Source organism: Mesorhizobium waimense, assembly GCF_003601975.1.
Lineage (GTDB): Bacteria > Pseudomonadota > Alphaproteobacteria > Rhizobiales > Rhizobiaceae > Mesorhizobium > Mesorhizobium waimense.
In genome coordinates this window covers 39,676-55,636 of record NZ_QZWZ01000031.1, presented here as the reverse complement: position 1 = coordinate 55,636, position 15,961 = coordinate 39,676, and the positions used below count along the sequence as shown (strand labels likewise).

At 62.8% G+C, this 15,961-nt stretch carries 17 protein-coding genes; 5 read left to right on the top strand and 12 right to left on the bottom strand.

What is annotated here, in order from left to right:
- Window positions 1–10 precede the first annotated feature (10 nt).
- Complete coding sequence (gene ku / locus D3227_RS28920) at window positions 11–877, bottom strand: non-homologous end joining protein Ku (protein WP_120017646.1); 867 nt, start codon at window positions 875–877, stop codon at window positions 11–13.
- 365 nt (window positions 878–1,242) lie between these two features.
- Here ku and D3227_RS28915 point away from each other — a divergent pair, with 365 nt between their 5' ends.
- Window positions 1,243–1,389, top strand: coding sequence for a hypothetical protein (locus D3227_RS28915; RefSeq protein ID WP_006200592.1), 147 nt, complete (start codon window positions 1,243–1,245; stop codon window positions 1,387–1,389).
- Between the two features lie 180 nt (window positions 1,390–1,569).
- Window positions 1,570–2,031 (top strand): thiol-disulfide oxidoreductase DCC family protein, encoded by a 462-nt coding sequence (locus D3227_RS28910; protein WP_120017645.1) that lies wholly within the window; start codon window positions 1,570–1,572, stop codon window positions 2,029–2,031.
- 161 nt (window positions 2,032–2,192) lie between these two features.
- On the opposite strand, the gene D3227_RS28905 is transcribed toward D3227_RS28910, so the two are convergent.
- The 10 genes from D3227_RS28905 to D3227_RS28860 all read right to left on the bottom strand — a co-directional run bounded on the left by D3227_RS28905 (window position 2,193) and on the right by D3227_RS28860 (window position 12,258).
- Window positions 2,193–2,480 carry a DUF1330 domain-containing protein gene (locus D3227_RS28905; protein WP_120017644.1) on the bottom strand — a complete coding sequence of 96 codons (288 nt, stop codon included), beginning with the start codon at window positions 2,478–2,480 and terminating at the stop codon, window positions 2,193–2,195.
- Window positions 2,481–2,508: 28 nt separating this feature from the next.
- Entirely contained in the window at window positions 2,509–3,207 is a 699-nt protein-coding gene (gene pyrF / locus D3227_RS28900) for an orotidine-5'-phosphate decarboxylase (RefSeq protein WP_120017670.1), read from the bottom strand.
- A 17-nt stretch (window positions 3,208–3,224) separates the two neighbouring features.
- Window positions 3,225–3,821, bottom strand: coding sequence for an NADPH-dependent FMN reductase (locus tag D3227_RS28895; RefSeq protein WP_120017643.1), 597 nt, complete (start codon window positions 3,819–3,821; stop codon window positions 3,225–3,227).
- Window positions 3,822–3,988: 167 nt separating this feature from the next.
- Complete coding sequence (gene pmtA / locus D3227_RS28890) at window positions 3,989–4,594, bottom strand: phospholipid N-methyltransferase PmtA (protein ID WP_120017642.1); 606 nt, start codon at window positions 4,592–4,594, stop codon at window positions 3,989–3,991.
- Between the two features lie 200 nt (window positions 4,595–4,794).
- A complete protein-coding gene (dnaJ, locus tag D3227_RS28885) occupies window positions 4,795–5,925 on the bottom strand; it encodes a molecular chaperone DnaJ (RefSeq protein WP_120017641.1) in 1,131 nt (376 codons plus the stop codon).
- Window positions 5,926–6,128: 203 nt separating this feature from the next.
- Window positions 6,129–8,045, bottom strand: coding sequence for a molecular chaperone DnaK (gene dnaK / locus D3227_RS28880; protein ID WP_120017640.1), 1,917 nt, complete (start codon window positions 8,043–8,045; stop codon window positions 6,129–6,131).
- A gap of 264 nt (window positions 8,046–8,309) precedes the next feature.
- Window positions 8,310–9,104 carry an inositol monophosphatase family protein gene (locus D3227_RS28875; RefSeq protein WP_120017639.1) on the bottom strand — a complete coding sequence of 265 codons (795 nt, stop codon included), beginning with the start codon at window positions 9,102–9,104 and terminating at the stop codon, window positions 8,310–8,312.
- 73 nt (window positions 9,105–9,177) lie between these two features.
- On the bottom strand, window positions 9,178–10,179 hold the full coding sequence (locus D3227_RS28870) for an LLM class flavin-dependent oxidoreductase (protein WP_120017638.1): 1,002 nt from the start codon (window positions 10,177–10,179) through the stop codon (window positions 9,178–9,180).
- Window positions 10,176–11,006, bottom strand: a complete 831-nt coding sequence (locus D3227_RS28865) for an arylamine N-acetyltransferase family protein (protein WP_120017637.1) — start codon at window positions 11,004–11,006, stop codon at window positions 10,176–10,178. Before D3227_RS28865 ends, D3227_RS28870 begins: the two co-directional genes overlap by 4 nt.
- 82 nt (window positions 11,007–11,088) lie before the next feature.
- Complete coding sequence (locus D3227_RS28860) at window positions 11,089–12,258, bottom strand: AI-2E family transporter (protein WP_120017636.1); 1,170 nt, start codon at window positions 12,256–12,258, stop codon at window positions 11,089–11,091.
- 396 nt (window positions 12,259–12,654) lie between these two features.
- Between D3227_RS28860 and D3227_RS28855 the strand changes: the two genes are divergently transcribed.
- Both D3227_RS28855 and D3227_RS28850 read left to right on the top strand, forming a co-directional pair.
- Window positions 12,655–13,209 carry a carboxymuconolactone decarboxylase family protein gene (locus tag D3227_RS28855; protein ID WP_120017669.1) on the top strand — a complete coding sequence of 185 codons (555 nt, stop codon included), beginning with the start codon at window positions 12,655–12,657 and terminating at the stop codon, window positions 13,207–13,209.
- A gap of 105 nt (window positions 13,210–13,314) precedes the next feature.
- On the top strand, window positions 13,315–14,145 hold the full coding sequence (locus D3227_RS28850) for a helix-turn-helix domain-containing protein (RefSeq protein WP_167480896.1): 831 nt from the start codon (window positions 13,315–13,317) through the stop codon (window positions 14,143–14,145).
- A gap of 38 nt (window positions 14,146–14,183) precedes the next feature.
- On the opposite strand, the gene D3227_RS28845 is transcribed toward D3227_RS28850, so the two are convergent.
- The gene (locus D3227_RS28845) at window positions 14,184–15,245 is read right to left on the bottom strand and encodes an LLM class flavin-dependent oxidoreductase (RefSeq protein WP_120017635.1); all 1,062 of its coding nucleotides are present in this window, start codon (window positions 15,243–15,245) and stop codon (window positions 14,184–14,186) included.
- Window positions 15,246–15,467: 222 nt separating this feature from the next.
- On the opposite strand from D3227_RS28845, the gene D3227_RS28840 reads away from it, so the two are divergent.
- Window positions 15,468–15,896: a DUF6481 family protein gene (locus D3227_RS28840; protein ID WP_120017634.1), complete on the top strand. Its 429-nt coding sequence runs from the start codon at window positions 15,468–15,470 to the stop codon at window positions 15,894–15,896.
- Window positions 15,897–15,961 lie beyond the last annotated feature (65 nt).

Genomic DNA, 15,961 nt, shown 5'->3' with positions numbered 1-15,961 from the left:
GGTTGCCGTCCTAAGCCGATTTACGCCTGCCGTCGGCGGCCTTCGGCCTGGCAGTTTTCGCCGAACGCTTCGCCGGCTTTCTCCCTCTCCCTGAGCCGCCGTCTGCCGAGAGGCTCTTCTTAAGCGCATCGAAAAGGTTGACGACATTGGAGGGCTTGGGCGCCGCCCTTGGCTTCGGCGCCTTCCTACCGGCCTTCTTGGCGCGGATCAGTTCGAGCAGCGCATCCTCGTATTTGTCGTCGAATTTCGAGGGATCGAATTTCGCCTTCTTCTTGTCGATGATGAGCTCGGCAAGATCGGTCATCTCGTCGTCGGTCTTCACCGCCTTGATCTCGCCGAAGACGGTGTCCGGCTGCCGCACGGTGTTGTCGTAGCGCAAAGTGGTCAGCACCATGCCCTTGCCCAGCGGCTCGATCACCACCGGGCGTTCGCGTTGGTAGAGCACGATACGGGCGAGCCCAGCCATTTTCTTCGCCAACATGGCGTCGCGGATGACAGCAAAAGCTTCCTCCGACACCTTGTCGGCCGGCGAAACATAATAGGGCGTGTCGAGATAGATCTGCTGGATCGAGGCTTTGTCGACGAAGCCGTCGAGGCTCATCGTGTGCGAGGTTTCGATCTGCACCGCCTCGATCTCGTCTTCCTCGATATGGACGAACTCGTCGTCATCGACCTCATAGCCCTTGATCTCGTCACCTTCTTCCAACGGCTTGCCGGTTTCGGCATCGACATAGATGCGCTTCACCGTGTTGCCGGTCTTGCGGTTGAGGATGCGGAACGAGACCTTCTCGGTGTGGGTGACGACATTGGTCAGTTCGATGGCGCAGGTGACCAGCGAAAGCTTCAGATAACCCTTCCAGGCGGGACGCGGCGCCATGGCGAACTCCCTCTGCGATACGGCTTAACCCGAGAACGGACAGAGCCCATTCCGGTTCCGGCCAGAGGCGCGGCAAGGCCGGCCGCTTTTTAGACTGCGCGCACGGAAGTTTCGCGAAGCGGCGCAGCGTTGAAACAGAACCGCGCCCAAGCGACATCAATACGAAACATATGTGATGCAAAAGTCACACAAGCCGAAATGACGACAGACTGCACGGAAACACCCCGAATCAGCCGCATTCCGGCCACGAACCAGGGCGTTTCGGACCAGAAATTAACATCACGTTCACCGACTATTCACGCCTCGACGCTATGATCCCTCGCAATTCGGAAGGGACATCCGAAATCGGGACAGGGACAGGGAAAATGAAGTTCTGGAATCACATCGCCGGCTATGCCGTCGCCCTCCGCGAGTTCGTCGCACCGACCTATCGGCCGGAGCGCTACTATATGCGCGGACCGGGCCCGGCCTGCGCACGCCGCGGCAATTCTCTGGGCATCAGCGCGCACTGATCATGACCCTCGAAAGCCGTCATGACAGCCGGATCTGCAAACCGGCCGACAATCATCGCGCAACCACCTATCGCGCCGAGCGCCCCGCGCTGGCCGACAGACGGCGTGCGACAACGCCAGGGCTTTGATAACTGCCATCGGCTGACTTAGTGTCCGAGGACATTAGCAGCCGAGGCAAATGTGACCGACGTCTTCAAGCCAACCTCCCTTCCTGAACCAGCCCCTCCTCCTGAATCCTTCGACGCATCCCATCCGCTGATCGTCTTCGATGGCGTCTGCGTGTTCTGCTCGGGTTTTGTCCGGACGGTGATCCGGCTCGACCGCAAGCAGCGCTTCCGCTTTGCCACGGCGCAGTCGCCGTTTGGCGAAGCGCTGTTTTGCAAGCACGGCCTGCCGACCGACAGCTACGAGACCAATCTGGCCCTCATTGACGGCGCCGCCTTCACCCGACTCGACAGTTTCGTCGCCGTTATGGCCGAACTGGGCTGGCCGTGGCGGGCGGCCAGGCTCCTGCTGCTTTTGCCACGCCCGCTGCGCGACTGGCTCTACGATCGCATCGCCAAGAACCGCTATGCCCTGTTCGGCAGAAGGGACAGCTGCGAGATCCCGTCAGCGGAGATGCGGGAGCGGCTGATTGGCTAGAGCAATTGCAGGAAAGGGCATGGCGGTTGTCCGTCTGGAATTGCGTAAAAACAAAGGGTTAGAGCGGCTCAACAATTCATCAAACGTTGAACCGCTCAGGGTCCGGCCGCCATCATCGGCGGCTATTGTTCGCAATCGCGGCTGGCGCCTCTCGATGGATCTCAGATGCCTTCGACCAGCACGATCTCGCCGTCGGCCACCTTCTGGCGGATCGCGACGGCGCGCTGATACTCCGGCGAATGGTAGCAATCGTGTGCCGCGGCAAGTGACGGAAACTCGATGATCACGTTGCGTGCGCGACCGGGACCTTCGGCCTTTTCATGCTCGCCGCCGCGCGCCAGGAATGTCGCGCCGAACCGCTCGAAGGCCGGCTTGGCGGCGGCGACATAATCCTTGTAGCCTTCCGCGTCACGCACATCGACGCGGGCGATCCAGTATCCTTTCGGCATTTGTCTTCTCCGGATTTGGTCTTGTCTGTTACGCCGAGCGCATTTCGTCGAGGATCGCTTCTGCGACTGCTCGCCTGTCGGCGGCGCCGACGATCGGCCGCCCGACGACGAGGTGGCTGGAGCCGTTGCGGATCGCCTGCGCCGGCGTCACGACGCGCTTCTGGTCGCCATGGTCGCTGCCCTTCGGCCGTATCCCCGGCGTCACCACGGCCATGCCGGGGCCGACGATCCGGCGCACCGCTTCCGCCTCCTCGGCGGAACAGACGACACCGCCCATGCCGGCATGCAGCGCCTGTTCGGAGCGACGCAGCACCAGCGTGTGCGGGTCGTATTCGTAGCCGGCGTCGATCACATCCTGTTCGTCCATCGAGGTCAGCACGCTGACCGCGAGCAGGCAAAGGTCGCTGCCCCTGGCGGCTTCCACGGCCGCCCGCATCGCCTTTGGATAGGCATGGATGGTCAGCATGGTCATGCCCATCTTGACGATGTTCTCGACGCCCTTGGCCACCGTGTTGTCGATGTCGAGCAGCTTCATGTCGAGGAAGATCTTGGTCCCGCCGCTGGCGAGCTCGCGGGCAAAGTCGAGCCCGCCGGCGAAGGCGAGCTGGTAACCGATCTTGTAGAAGGAGACGACGCCCTCGAGTTCGCGCACCGCCTGCTCAGCATCGCGCACCGTCGGCAGGTCGAGGCCGACGATCAGCCTGTCTCGCATCGTCTCGGCGTGCATGGCGTCCTTGGCGTCGATCACGCCTCGATCCGGGTCGACAGCATGCGCGAGGTTTCGATCAGTGTGCGGCATAGGCGCTCCATCGATTGGCGTAGTCTCTCATCCCTGAAATGTCCATCGTCGCCGAAGGCCTCGCTGGCGCCCGACACCGAGCATTCCGCTGTTACCACCTCCATCTGGCAGCGCACCAGCACGGCACGCAGATGATTGATGCAGCGTATGCCGGCGAACTTGCCGTCGGAGGAGGAGCACAGGCCGGCCGGCTTTCCGGGGAAAGGTCGGAAAGAGCGACCGCCATCCCTGCGTATCCGGCTCACCCAGTCAATGCTGTTCTTGAGCAGCGGCGGCAGCGAACCATTATATTCCGGCGTTGCGATCATCAGTCCGTCATGCGCGGCGATCAGCCGGCCGAGCTTCAGGGCGTTCTCGGGGATGCCTTTGTCCCTTTCCAGGTCTTCGTCCATGATCGGCAGCGGATAATCGCCGAGCGAGATGCGGGTCACCTCGGCGCCTTGCATGGCAAGCTCTTTCTGCGCCACATCGGCGGTCCTGCCGCTGAAGGCGCCCGACCGGACCGAGCCGGCGAAGACGAGGATTTTCGGGATCACTGCCATTGCATCCGGGGGAAGCGGACCGCTTCAGGGTGTGTTGAGATTCAGGTCAGGCCGAGTCGAAAATGGTGGTTCCGAGAACCGGAGTGGAGCGTACTCAAAGTACGCGAGCACCGGAAGCGCAGGAAGCTGCCTTTTGCTGGCCGGCCTCACTGGAATATCGGCATACCCTAATGCGCCTCGCGCCGGTAGATCCATAGCTGCGTCGGCGGGATGTTGCGGATGATGAAGTCGAAATGCTTGACCGTATAGTCGCCGCGGCCGGGCGGGATCGGCGACAGCGGGCCGTAGGTCAACTGCACGATCGGCCTGCCTGTCGGAATGCGGTCGAGCAGGCTTTCGATATAGGCGATGCGCTGCGCGACCGGGAAGTTGAGCAGCGGCACGCCGGAGACGACGGAATCGAACACCATGTCGCTTTTATCGCCGAGCGTCGCGTTGAGATTGAAAGCGTCGCCCTCGATGACGTTGACGCCTGGATAGAGCTGGCGCAGATGGCGGACGAAATCGGTCGAGTATTCGACCGCATAGAGATTTTCGGGTTTCACGCCGAGCGCCAGGATGGCGCGGGTGATGACGCCGGTGCCGGGGCCGACTTCGAGCACCGGCAGGCCGGATTTCGGGTTGACGATAGACGCCATCTTGCGGGCGGTGATGGAGCTGGTCGGCACAATCGAGCCGACCGCTTTCGGCTTGTCGATCCAGCCCTTGAAGAATTTCAGCTCGTCGTCGAACTTCTCCGCCAGCGACTTGCGCAGTCCGGGTCCACGTGCCATGCGAGCTCTCCTCAACGGCTCCCCCGAGACGCTACTTAGCAGCTACGGGGTTCAAGACAAGGCTCGAGCCGGCATAAGGTGTTGATGACGTTTGGGAATGCATGTCGCTCAAAAGTGCGTAGCGGTTTTGGGGTAACGACATGCATCCAACAAGAAATGCACGCCGCCCAAAGTGTACGGCGGTTTTGGGGTAACGGCGATCAGCGATCGCCAAACGATTCGAAAAAGTCCTTCATGCGGGCGAAAAAGCCACTCGACTGAGGCGAATTGTCCTGTGAAGACAGCTGTTCGAACTCTTCCAGCAGCTCGCGCTGACGGCGCGACAGGTTCTGCGGCGTCTCGACTGCGGTCTGGATGTAGAGGTCGCCGACATTGGGCTGGCGCAACACCGGCATGCCCTTGCCCTTGAGCCGGAACTGGCGGCCGTTCTGGGTGCCTTCCGGCACCTTCACCTTGGTCTGGCTGCCGTCCAGCGTCGTCACCTCGAACGAGCCGCCGAGCGCTGCCGTCGTCATCGAGATCGGCACCTTGCAGTAGAGATCGGCGCCGTCGCGCTGGAAGAATTCATGCGGCTTGACCGCCAGGAAGATATAGAGATCGCCCGACGGGCCGCCGCGCAGGCCGGCCTCGCCCTCATTGGCAAGCCGGATGCGGGTTCCGTCCTCGATGCCGGCCGGGATGTTGACCGACAGCGAGCGCTCCTCGGTGACGCGGCCCTGGCCGGCGCATTTCGGGCACGGATCCTTGATCGTCTGGCCGCGGCCCTGGCATTGCGGGCAGGTGCGCTCGATCGAGAAGAAGCCTTGCGTGGCCCGTACCTTGCCGTGGCCGTTGCACATAGCGCAGGTGACAGGCTGGGTGCCGGGCTTGGCGCCGCTGCCCGAGCATTCCGCGCAGGAAATGGAGGCCGGCACGCGGATCTGCGCGGTCTTGCCGGAAAAGGCCTCTTCCAGCGAGATTTCCATATTGTAGCGCAGATCGGCGCCGCGCTCGCGGCCGCCCGACGAGCGGCGTTGGCGGCCGCCCATCATGTCGCCGAAAATATCCTCGAAGATATCGGCGAAGCCGCCGGCGCCAAATCCTTGCGCGCCGCCATTCATGCCGCCCTGCTCGAAGGCGGCGTGGCCGAAACGGTCATAGGCCGCGCGCTTCTGCGGATCCTTCAGCGTCTCGTAGGCTTCGTTGATTTCCTTGAACTTGTGCTCGCAGGCATGGTCGCCTGGATTGCGATCGGGATGGAACTGCATGGCGAGCTTGCGGAAAGCGCTCTTGAGCTCCTTCTCGTCTGCGCCCTTTTGCACGCCCAGCGTTTCGTAGAAATCAGCTTTCATTTTTTCCCGCTGTCCGGATGCTCAACGTCTTGATGCATACTTTGCGTCGTTTGCCGGCACGTTGCTTCGATTTAGGAGCGATGCTGCCCGGATGCCAGTGCCGACTAGGGGCAGCCCGTGCTTTTTCCGTCACTTTTTCGGCGAAGGTTGCAAAAAAGCCCGGCCTTGCGCCGGGCTTTTCGCTTTATCTGCCGTCAGACGGCTCAGGCCGACTTCTTCTTGTCGTCGTCCTCGTCGATTTCCTCGAAATCGGCATCGACCACATCCGAGTCCTTGGCGGCGTCCGCCTTGGCGTCGGCCTCCGCGGCTTCCTTCTGCGAAGCCTCGTACATGGCCTGTCCGAGCTTCATCGAGACTTCGGCAAGCGCCTGCGACTTGGCTTCGATCTCCGCCGCGTCGTCGCCTTCGGCCGCCGTCTTCAGCGCCGCGATCGCATCGGCAATCGCCGTACGGTCGGTCTCCGAGACCTTGTCGCCATATTCCTTCAGCGACTTCTCCGACGAATGCACCAATGCTTCGGCCTGGTTGCGGGCCTCGACCAGCGCGCGCCGCTTCTTGTCGCTCTCGGCATTGGCCTCGGCGTCCTTCACCATCTTCTCGATGTCGGCGTCCGAAAGGCCGCCCGACGCCTGGATGCGGATCTGGTGCTCCTTGCCGGTGCCCTTGTCCTTGGCCGAGACGTTGACGATGCCGTTGGCGTCGATATCGAAGGTGACTTCGATCTGCGGCACGCCGCGCGGTGCCGGCGGAATGCCGACGAGGTCGAACTGGCCGAGCATCTTGTTGTCGGCCGCCATTTCGCGCTCACCCTGGAAGACGCGGATGGTCACCGCCGACTGCGAATCCTCGGCGGTAGAGAACACCTGGCTCTTCTTGGTCGGGATCGTCGTGTTGCGCTCGATCAGGCGGGTGAACACGCCACCCAGCGTCTCGATGCCGAGCGACAGCGGCGTCACGTCGAGCAAGAGCACGTCCTTGACGTCGCCCTGCAGCACGCCGGCCTGGATGGCGGCGCCAAGTGCGACGACCTCATCCGGGTTGACGCCCTTGTGCGGCTCCTTGCCGAAGAATTGCTTCACGATCTCCTGGATCTTGGGCATGCGGGTCATGCCGCCGACCAGGACCACCTCGTCGATCTCGCCCGCCTTCAGGCCGGCATCCTTGAGCGCCGCCTTGCAGGGGTCGATCGTGCGTTGGACGAGATCCTCGACCAGGCTTTCGAACTTCGCCCTGGTCAGCTTCAGCGTCAGGTGCTTCGGTCCCGTCGCATCGGCGGTGATGAAGGGCAGGTTGATCTCGGTCTGGGTCGTCGACGACAGCTCGATCTTGGCCTTTTCGGCCGCCTCCTTGAGGCGCTGCAAGGCGAGCTTGTCGTTCTTCAGGTCGATGCCCTGTTCCTTCTTGAACTCGGTCGCCAGGTATTCGACCAGACGCATGTCGAAATCCTCGCCGCCGAGGAAGGTGTCGCCATTGGTCGACTTCACCTCGAACACGCCGTCGCCGATCTCGAGCACCGAAATGTCGAACGTGCCGCCGCCAAGGTCATAGACGGCGATGGTCTTGCCTTCCTTCTTGTCGAGACCGTAGGCAAGGGCGGCCGCGGTCGGCTCGTTGATGATGCGCAGCACTTCGAGGCCGGCGATCTTGCCGGCATCCTTGGTCGCCTGGCGCTGGGCGTCGTTGAAGTAGGCCGGAACGGTGATGACCGCCTTCTCGACCTTCTCGCCGAGATAGGCTTCCGCCGTTTCCTTCATCTTCTGCAGGATCATGGCCGAGATCTGCGAGGGCGACTGTTTCTTGCCGCCGGCCTCGACCCAGGCATCGCCATTGTCGCCCTTGACGATCTTGTAGGGGACAAGCTTCTTGTCCTTCTCCGTCACCGGATCGTCATAGCGGCGGCCGATCAGGCGCTTGACCGCGAAGATGGTGTTTTCAGGATTGGTGACCGCCTGGCGCTTGGCCGGCTGGCCGACGAGGCGCTCGCCGTCGCCGCTGATGGCGACGATAGAAGGGGTCGTGCGCGCGCCTTCCGCATTCTCGATGACCTTCGGCTCCTTGCCATCCATGATGGCGATACAGGAGTTGGTCGTTCCAAGATCGATACCGATTACTTTTGCCATTGTTCTGGTTCTCTCCGCTAAGCAGGCTCTCAGGACCCGTGAAGGCGTTCCGACGAAAGCCCCTGTTCACAAGAAATTCCGTTCCGGCAACCGGCGTTCCGGCGTCGAACGGCTTGGCGCGTATATAAGAACAGGCTGCACGGCGCGCAAGCATTCTGCGCAAGGCTTCCACCATCATATCGGTGGGCAGGCAGCGGACCAATTGTCGCCGCCTGCGATCCGCACCGTGCGCGACGCGCAAAATCAAAAAACATTACAGCCGGATCAGGACTTGAACGCCTCGGAACAGAGAGATTTCAACTTGGGGTAGATTGCAGATCCGGATGCAATCACCAGCGTCCCATCCCGCAGCACGGTCGTCGGGTCGGGCTTGAGAACCATGCCGCCGGCTTCCTCCACCAGCAGCATGCCGGCCAGGCAATCCCAGGCGTTCATATGCTCCTCGACATAGCCGAGCAGCCGGCCCGAGGCGGCATAGGCCAGCATCAGGGCGCCCGAGGCGTTGCGGAAGAAGACGCCGCCCTCCGCCATGATCAGCCGGATGAGCACGGCGACATGTTCGGTCGCCGCCCGGTTAGAGAGCCCGGTTCCAACGGAGCCTTCGCTGAGGCTGGCGGCTTGGCTGGCCTTGATCGGCCGGCCGTTAACGAAGGCGCCGCCGCCGCGGTGGCCGTGGAAGGTTTCGCCGGTCGAGGGTTCATGGATGACGCCGACGACGGTCTCGCCATCTCGGGCGCAGGCGATCACCACGGCCCAGGCTGGAATGCCGCGCACGAAATTCGCCGTACCGTCGATCGGATCGATCACCCAGACATAGCCCGTCGATCCGGTGACCGCTTCGTGCTCCTCGCCGACAATGCCGTCCTTTGGGTAGTCGGCCGCGATTGCGGCGCGAATAAACAATTCCACCTCGCGATCGCCATCCGAGACCAGGTCCTGATGGCCCTTGCTCTCGATGGTCAGGTTTTCGAGGTCGCGAAAGTATCTCAGGCCGAGTTCGCCGGCGCGTCGCGCCAGCTCGATGGCAAAGCGCATGCGCGCGTCAAGGTCGTTTGTCACGGGATGCTCAATCTAGCGGAAGGATGCCTTGCCCTTAGCAGAAGGGCGCTATCAGCAAAAGCGCTGAGGCGCCTCAGGCCGCCTGCGACAGCGATTTATGGACGTCGGCCAGCATCTCGAACGAGCGCACCCGCGCCGCATGGTCGAAAATCTGCGCCGTCACCATCAGTTCGTCAGCGCCGGTGCGACGCACGAAGGCGTCGATGCCTTGCCTGACCGTTTCCGTCGAACCGACGACGGCGCAGGACAGCGCCTGGCCAAGCATTGTTTTCGCCATCGGATCGAGGCTGGCCTCGTAGCCTTCGACCGGCGGTGGCAGCCGGCCCGGCCGTCCAGTGCGCAGATTGACGAAGGCCTGCTGCAGCGAGGTGAACAACAGCCTCGCTTCGGCATCGGTGGGGGCTGCGAAGACATTGAGGCCGAGCATGACATAGGGCTTGTCGAGCTGGTCGGACGGCTGGAAGCGCGAACGGTAGATGTCCAGCGCATGGTCGAGCTCGGCCGGCGCGAAATGCGAGGCGAACGCATAGGGCAGGCCGAGCATGGCGGCGAGCTGCGCGCCGTAGAGACTAGAGCCGAGGATCCAGACCGGCACCTTCTGGCCTTCGCCGGGCACGGCGCGCAGGCGCTGGCCCTCCTCGGCCGGCTGGAAATAGCCCATCAGCTCGACGACATCCTGCGGGAAATTGTCGGCGCCGGCCTCCAGATTGCGGCGCAAGGCCCGCGCCGTTCCCATGTCGGTGCCCGGCGCGCGGCCAAGGCCGAGATCGATGCGGCCGGGAAACAGCGCCGCCAGCGTGCCGAACTGCTCGGCGATGACCAGCGGCGAATGGTTGGGCAGCATGATGCCGCCGGCGCCGACGCGGATCGTTTTTGTGCCGCCGGCGACATGGGCGATGACGACGGAAGTGGCCGCACTGGCGATGCCCGGCATGTTGTGGTGCTCGGCCAGCCAGTAGCGCTTGTAGCCGAGACGCTCGGCGTGGCGGGCGAGGTCGAGGGAATTGGCCAGCGACTGCGAAGCATTGCTGCCTTCGACGATCGGCGACAGGTCGAGGACGGAAAGGGCGGTCATGCTGTCTCCACGATTTTCTTGTCCCGCAGCTTGGCCTCGAAGGCGGCCCGGTCGGGGATGACGATGTCGAGCTGGCTTTCCAGCACGTCGGCAACCTCGGCGGCTGTCGCGATTTCTCTTTGCTCGGTGCGGCCGCCAAGATGATGCGTCGACAGCCGGTTGTTGCGCAGCGCATAGCGCCGGTCGGGCAAGGCGCGCGCCGCGATCACCGTTGACAGGAAATGTGAGTCCGGATGGGTCGACAGGAAATGGCTGCTGACCGCGTAGTCGATCTCGTAGCTCTGCTGCATGTCGAAACGGTAGATGGTGCGCCAGTCGCCGCCGATATCGACCTGCAGGCGAAAATGATCGCCGGCCTCGACGATGCGAAAGTCTTCATGCGGGGTCTGTTGCTCAAGGCCGGGCTCGAGCAACAACGGCGCCGTCAGCGTCAACCCGCCGAAGCCGACATCGGCGACATAGGTGCGCCCGTCGAGCTCTATGCGCAGCAGCATGTGGCTGCGGGCGGTGACGGCATCGTCGGGCTGTCCCCACAGCACCCTTGCGGCAAGGCCGCTGACCTCGAAGCCAAGCGCCTTCAGCGCATGCATGAAGATCAGATTGTGCTCGTAGCAATAACCGCCGCGGCCGCCTGCGAAAATCTTGTCCTGCAGCGAAGCGAGATCGAGCTTCACCGGAGCGCCCAGGAACGGGTCGAGGTTCTCGAACGGGATCGCCTGCGGGTGCTGCCGATGCAGCGCCGTCAGGGCTTCGAGCGAAGCGTCTGTCCGGCCACGATAGCCGATGCGGGCGAAATAGGTGTCGATGTCGAAGGAGGCGTCGGTCATGGAAGGAAAGTCCGGCTTGACCGGGTCGATATAGGCACTCCACCCCGAGACGACAAACAGGCGGCAAACAATTGCCTGTCGTCTATGCCCGCGCCTTGTCGGTCTCCTCGGCCGGATCCTCCTCGACGATTGCGCTGTGTTGCGCCGCCAGGAAATTGCCGACATGGCTGAGGCCGTCGAAATGGTCGCAGAACACCTTGATGACGACCAGCAGCGGCACCGCCATCAGCGCGCCGACAAATCCCCACAGCCACGACCAGAAGGCGATGGCGATGAAGACTGCCACGGCATTGATCTCCAGCCGCCGGCCGACCACCATCGGCGTCACGAACTGGCCTTCGACGATGTCGCACAGCAACACGAAGGCGGGCGCCAGCAGCGCGAAGGAGATGCTGTCGAAGCTGATCAACGCGATGACCGTGACGAGCAAAAGCGTGATCAGGGCGCCGACATAGGGCAGGAAGTTGAGGAGCGCTGCCGCCGCGCCCCAGACCTGCGGGTTGGGCATGCCGAGCCCCCAGAGGCCGAGGCCGATCACCGTGCCGAGGCCGGCATTGATGACGGCGATGGTGAGCAGATAGTGCGAGATCTCGTGCTCGACGTCGTAGACGACCCGCAGCGCCCGCTTCTTTTCGCTGAGGCTGGCAAAGGACTGGATGATCTTCTCGTAGAACATCGTGCCGGAGGCGAGCAGGAACAGCGACAGCACGAAGACGATGGTGATGCTGGTGCCCGCCGACAGGATGTTGCCGGCGGCCGAAGACAGTATGCCCGACTGCGCGAAGGCTACCTTTTGCATGCCCGGTTCCTGCGAGGTCTCGGTCAGCCCCTCCAGCTGGCGCGCAATCTGCATGACCCTTTCGAGCGGTCGCTTGAGTTGCGCCAACCGTTCCGTGAGCTGCTGGCCGATCGACGAGGTGTTGTTGATGAGGTCGATGACCGGGCCGCTCAACAGATAGCCGGCGCTAGCGAGGAAGACGACCGACAGGAGCACCAGCAACGTCGCCGACAACACGTCGGGTACGCCGTGCTTGCGCAGGAAGCGCACGATCGGGGTCAGCGTCAGTGCCAGCAGGAAGGCGAGGATAACCGGCATGAAGAAGGCGCGGGCAAAATAGAGCGCAAAGATGACCATCAGGATGAAAATGCCGATGAGCAGCGACCGCATCAGACGGACATTCGCGCGGGCTTCGGCGCGCGGATCCGGGCTTTCGGCAGCGCCTGCGCCCGAAGCTGACGGTTCGGCCTTCATCGTTTCCCCTCGAGCGCACCGCAATCGGTGCGGGTCATCGGCGGAAACGCCCTCGCGACGCCAAGGTTCCGTTAGCCGGCAACGACCGCGATGCGGACTTCGCCATAGGCTTATGCGGCGGGCGGTGCCATCGGAGGCCCGATGGGAAAGCAGGCGGCTGTTGAGCGTAGGGCCGGCTCGGAAGTCTCGCGCCGACCACAACGCGTCGACGGCAATATTACATGGCGTGTAATTGAGACGGCGCTGCCGACAGGCCTAATACGAGCAGACTTTCGCGAAACCAGACGCAGGCACCGGATCGAAAGGTGCACGGCGATTTCCAATTGATCGCAATGCTTGGCGCAACGCGAAGGTGTGCGTGCAATCAGAAAACTGACCTTGGAAGAGGACGTTACAATGCACAGGTTCAACCTTCAGACAATCGAATCGGCGCCGGAAAAATCCAGGCCTGCGCTAAAGGCGCTGGAAGAGAGGTTCGGCTTTCTTCCGAACGTCATGGCGACGATGGCGAACAATCCGGTTCTCCTCAATGGCTTCGTCAGCAGCTTCGGCAGTTTTCACGCTGGCAGCTTCGACGAGATCGAAAAGCAGGTCCTGCTGCTTACGAACGCAGTCACGATCAAATGTCCCTGGACGGTAGCCGCGCATTCGACGTTCGCCATCGAAGACGGGATTGCCGCAAGCGAAGTCAAGGCGATCCGCGAAGGCAGGTTGCCGAGAGATCCGAAATATGCGGCACTCTCGGCGCTGACGAAGGCGCTGATCGAGACCAAAGGAAACGTGACCGACGCCGACATCGATGCGTTTGTGTCGGCGGGCTATTCGAAGGCCCAGATCCTGGAAGTGGTAACGGGGGTCGGCGTTTCCACCATGGCGGCAACCACCACCAACATGGCCGGCACGCCGATCGAGGAACGCTTCCAGCCCCAGGCGTGGTCCGCCGCCGCCTGAACCGACCGACATCGCATGGTCTGGCGGATGCCATCCATGCGATGTCGAGCACATGCGCGGTCGGATCGCCGCGCATGGCTCTCGCGGGCTGTGAGGATATGATCGATGACACCGTCGAAACTCAGGACCAACATGACGCCGGATCTGGGTGTGCTCTTGCGCCATTGGCGTGATCTGCGCGGCAGAAGCCAGCTCGATTTGTCGCTCGATACGGGCATTTCGCAAAGGCAAATCAGTTTCGTCGAAAGCGGCCGCAGCGTTCCCGGCCGCCAGACCTTGATGACTATCGCCCAGGCGCTCGATATTCCCTTGCGCGACCGTAACACATTGCTGCTGGCCGCGGGCTATGCGCCGATGTTTTCCGAGAGCGCCTGGGACTCCGCCGAGATGACGAGCGTGACCAATGCCTTGACGCGCATGTTGCGGCAGCATGAGCCGTTTCCAGCCTTAGTCATGGATCGATACTGGAACGTGCTGATGACCAATGAATCCGCGCCGCGCTTCTTTGGCTGCTTCATCGACATGGCCGCCCGCCGCGGACCGCGCAACATGCTGCACCTAATGTTCGATCCCTTAGGCATGCGCCCATACGTCGCCAATTGGCCCGATGTTGCGAGGAGCTTGTTCGAGCGTGTCTATCGCGAATCCATCGGCCGCGTCATCGACGAGAAGACAAAGGATCTACTGGCCGAACTGCTCGCCTATCCGGACGTGAAAAGCGAATGGAAAAACCCGGTGGCGATCGGCTTCATGCCCGTCATTCCGCTCGGCTTCGTCAAGGGAGATCGGGTTCTCAATTACTTTTCAATGGTCACTACGGTAGGCACGCCACAAACCGTTGCCGCTCAGGAATTGCGCATCGAGTGCATGTTCCCGGCGGACGAGGCGACCGAGACCCATCATGCCGAGATGATGGGGACCGCCCACAAACCGTAGCATGCAACAGCAGGCTTCGTGGACGAGCCGCCCGCCGCTCAGGCGACGGGCGCTGCCACCGCTGGCGCGGATTTCGCGGTTTCCTTGCGCACGATCGGCGCCACCTTGGTGCCGTAGAGTTCGATCGCCTTCATGACCTTGGCATGCGGCATGATGCCGATCGCCATCTGCAGCAGGAAACGGTCATTGTCGAAGATCTTGTGCTGGGCGACGATCTTCTCGGCCACCTGTTCGGGATTGCCGACGAACAGCGCGCCGTTGGGGCCGCGCGACTGATCGAAGTGCGCCCGCGAGGTCGGGCCCCAGCCGCGCTCGCGGCCGATGCGGTTCATCACCTCGGCCTGCGGCCCGTAGAACTCGTCGGCCGCCTTCTCGGTCGTCTCGGCGATAAAGCCATGCACGTTGAGACTCGTGGCCAGGCTTGCCGGGTCGTTGCCGGCGCGTCTTGCCGCCTCGCGGTAGACCTCGAACAGCGGTGCGAAGCGCGCCGGCTCGCCGCCGATGATGGCGAGCGCCAGCGGCAGGCCGAGTGCGCCCGCGCGGGCGGCCGATTGCGGCGTACCGCCGATCGCGATCCAGATCGGCAGTTTTTCCTGGAAGGGACGCGGATAGACGCCCCGGCCGTTGATCGCCGCCCGCAGCCGGCCCTGCCAGTTAACCTTGACGCTGTCTCGGATGGCCAGCAAAAGGTCGAGCTTCTCGGCGAAGAGCTCGTCATAGTCCTCGAGGTTGTAGCCGAACAGCGGGAAGGATTCGATGAACGAGCCACGCCCGGCCATGATCTCGGCCCGGCCGCCGGATAGAAGGTCGAGCGTCGCAAACTGCTGGAAGACGCGCACCGGGTCGTCGGAGGACAGAACCGTGACCGCGCTGGTCAGCTTGATGCGCTTGGTACGCTCGGCCGCCGCGGCCAGCGCCACCACGGGCGCCGATGCGGCATAGTCCGGCCGGTGGTGCTCGCCCAGTCCGAACACGTCGAGGCCCACCTGGTCGGCCAGCTCGATCTCCTCGATCAAATTGCGCAGACGCTCATGCGGCCCGATGGCGCCCGGGCCCGGTTCCGGGCTGACGTCGGCGAAGGTGTAGAGACCAAGTTCCATGGCGTGTCATCCCAGCGTTTTGATTTTCGGGCTAGAGGTAGCGATCGGCCGGCCGTGCCGCCAGAGGGGCGGACGGTGAACAGTGCATGTCGATTTCGGCTGAAAGAAGCGTCTCCCGGCTGCAACAGCCCAGAATTTCATGGCTGGCATACCGTTTTGGCGCTTGAACTCTCGGTTTTCGCGCGTATGTAAGCGTCGCGAATTGACTTCAGGGAAGTGGACTTGGCTATCTACAGGGAAAAAGACATTTTCGAGCGGCGCAATGCCGCAAACGAGGCAAAGAAGGCGCTTCTGGAGCGTTTCAAGTCAAAGCCGGCGGCAGATGATCCTGCGGTGCTGGCGCGACAGGCCGAACGCAAGGCAATCCTCGAGGCACGTGCGACGCGCGAGGCCGAAAAGGCCAGGCTGAAGCAGGAAAAGCTTGCGCGCGAAGCGATCGAGAAGGCCGAGCGCGAGGCAGCCGCGGAAGCGGCCCGCATCGCTGCTGAAGAAGCGGCGCAAGCGGATGCGAAGATTCGGGAAGCAGAAGAAAACGAGCGCATTGCCCGTCTGCTTGCCGACGAAGCCGAACGCAAGGCCAAGCGCGACGCACGTTACGCGGCACGCAAGCAGCGCACCGGCAGGACGCCCCCGGGCTTCTCCGCCCGCTAGCTTTCGGCGCGATCGACTAGATCATGCCAGGGCCGCCCGTAGCGGCCCTGAACGCGTTTGTGCAT

What these genes read in the sequence shown, in the direction of transcription:
- ku (WP_120017646.1), bottom strand. Translation starts at nt 877, where the DNA reads ATGGCGCCGCGTCCCGCCTGGAAGGGTTATCTGAAGCTTTCGCTGGTC.
- D3227_RS28915 (WP_006200592.1), top strand. Translation starts at nt 1,243, where the DNA reads ATGAAGTTCTGGAATCACATCGCCGGCTATGCCGTCGCCCTCCGCGAG.
- D3227_RS28905 (WP_120017644.1), bottom strand. Translation starts at nt 2,480, where the DNA reads ATGCCGAAAGGATACTGGATCGCCCGCGTCGATGTGCGTGACGCGGAA.
- pyrF (WP_120017670.1), bottom strand. Translation starts at nt 3,207, where the DNA reads ATGCACGCCGAGACGATGCGAGACAGGCTGATCGTCGGCCTCGACCTG.
- D3227_RS28895 (WP_120017643.1), bottom strand. Translation starts at nt 3,821, where the DNA reads ATGGCAGTGATCCCGAAAATCCTCGTCTTCGCCGGCTCGGTCCGGTCG.
- pmtA (WP_120017642.1), bottom strand. Translation starts at nt 4,594, where the DNA reads ATGGCACGTGGACCCGGACTGCGCAAGTCGCTGGCGGAGAAGTTCGAC.
- dnaJ (WP_120017641.1), bottom strand. Translation starts at nt 5,925, where the DNA reads ATGAAAGCTGATTTCTACGAAACGCTGGGCGTGCAAAAGGGCGCAGAC.
- dnaK (WP_120017640.1), bottom strand. Translation starts at nt 8,045, where the DNA reads ATGGCAAAAGTAATCGGTATCGATCTTGGAACGACCAACTCCTGTATC.
- D3227_RS28870 (WP_120017638.1), bottom strand. Translation starts at nt 10,179, where the DNA reads ATGACCGCCCTTTCCGTCCTCGACCTGTCGCCGATCGTCGAAGGCAGC.
- D3227_RS28865 (WP_120017637.1), bottom strand. Translation starts at nt 11,006, where the DNA reads ATGACCGACGCCTCCTTCGACATCGACACCTATTTCGCCCGCATCGGC.
- D3227_RS28860 (WP_120017636.1), bottom strand. Translation starts at nt 12,258, where the DNA reads ATGAAGGCCGAACCGTCAGCTTCGGGCGCAGGCGCTGCCGAAAGCCCG.
- D3227_RS28855 (WP_120017669.1), top strand. Translation starts at nt 12,655, where the DNA reads ATGCACAGGTTCAACCTTCAGACAATCGAATCGGCGCCGGAAAAATCC.
- D3227_RS28850 (WP_167480896.1), top strand. Translation starts at nt 13,315, where the DNA reads ATGACACCGTCGAAACTCAGGACCAACATGACGCCGGATCTGGGTGTG.
- D3227_RS28845 (WP_120017635.1), bottom strand. Translation starts at nt 15,245, where the DNA reads ATGGAACTTGGTCTCTACACCTTCGCCGACGTCAGCCCGGAACCGGGC.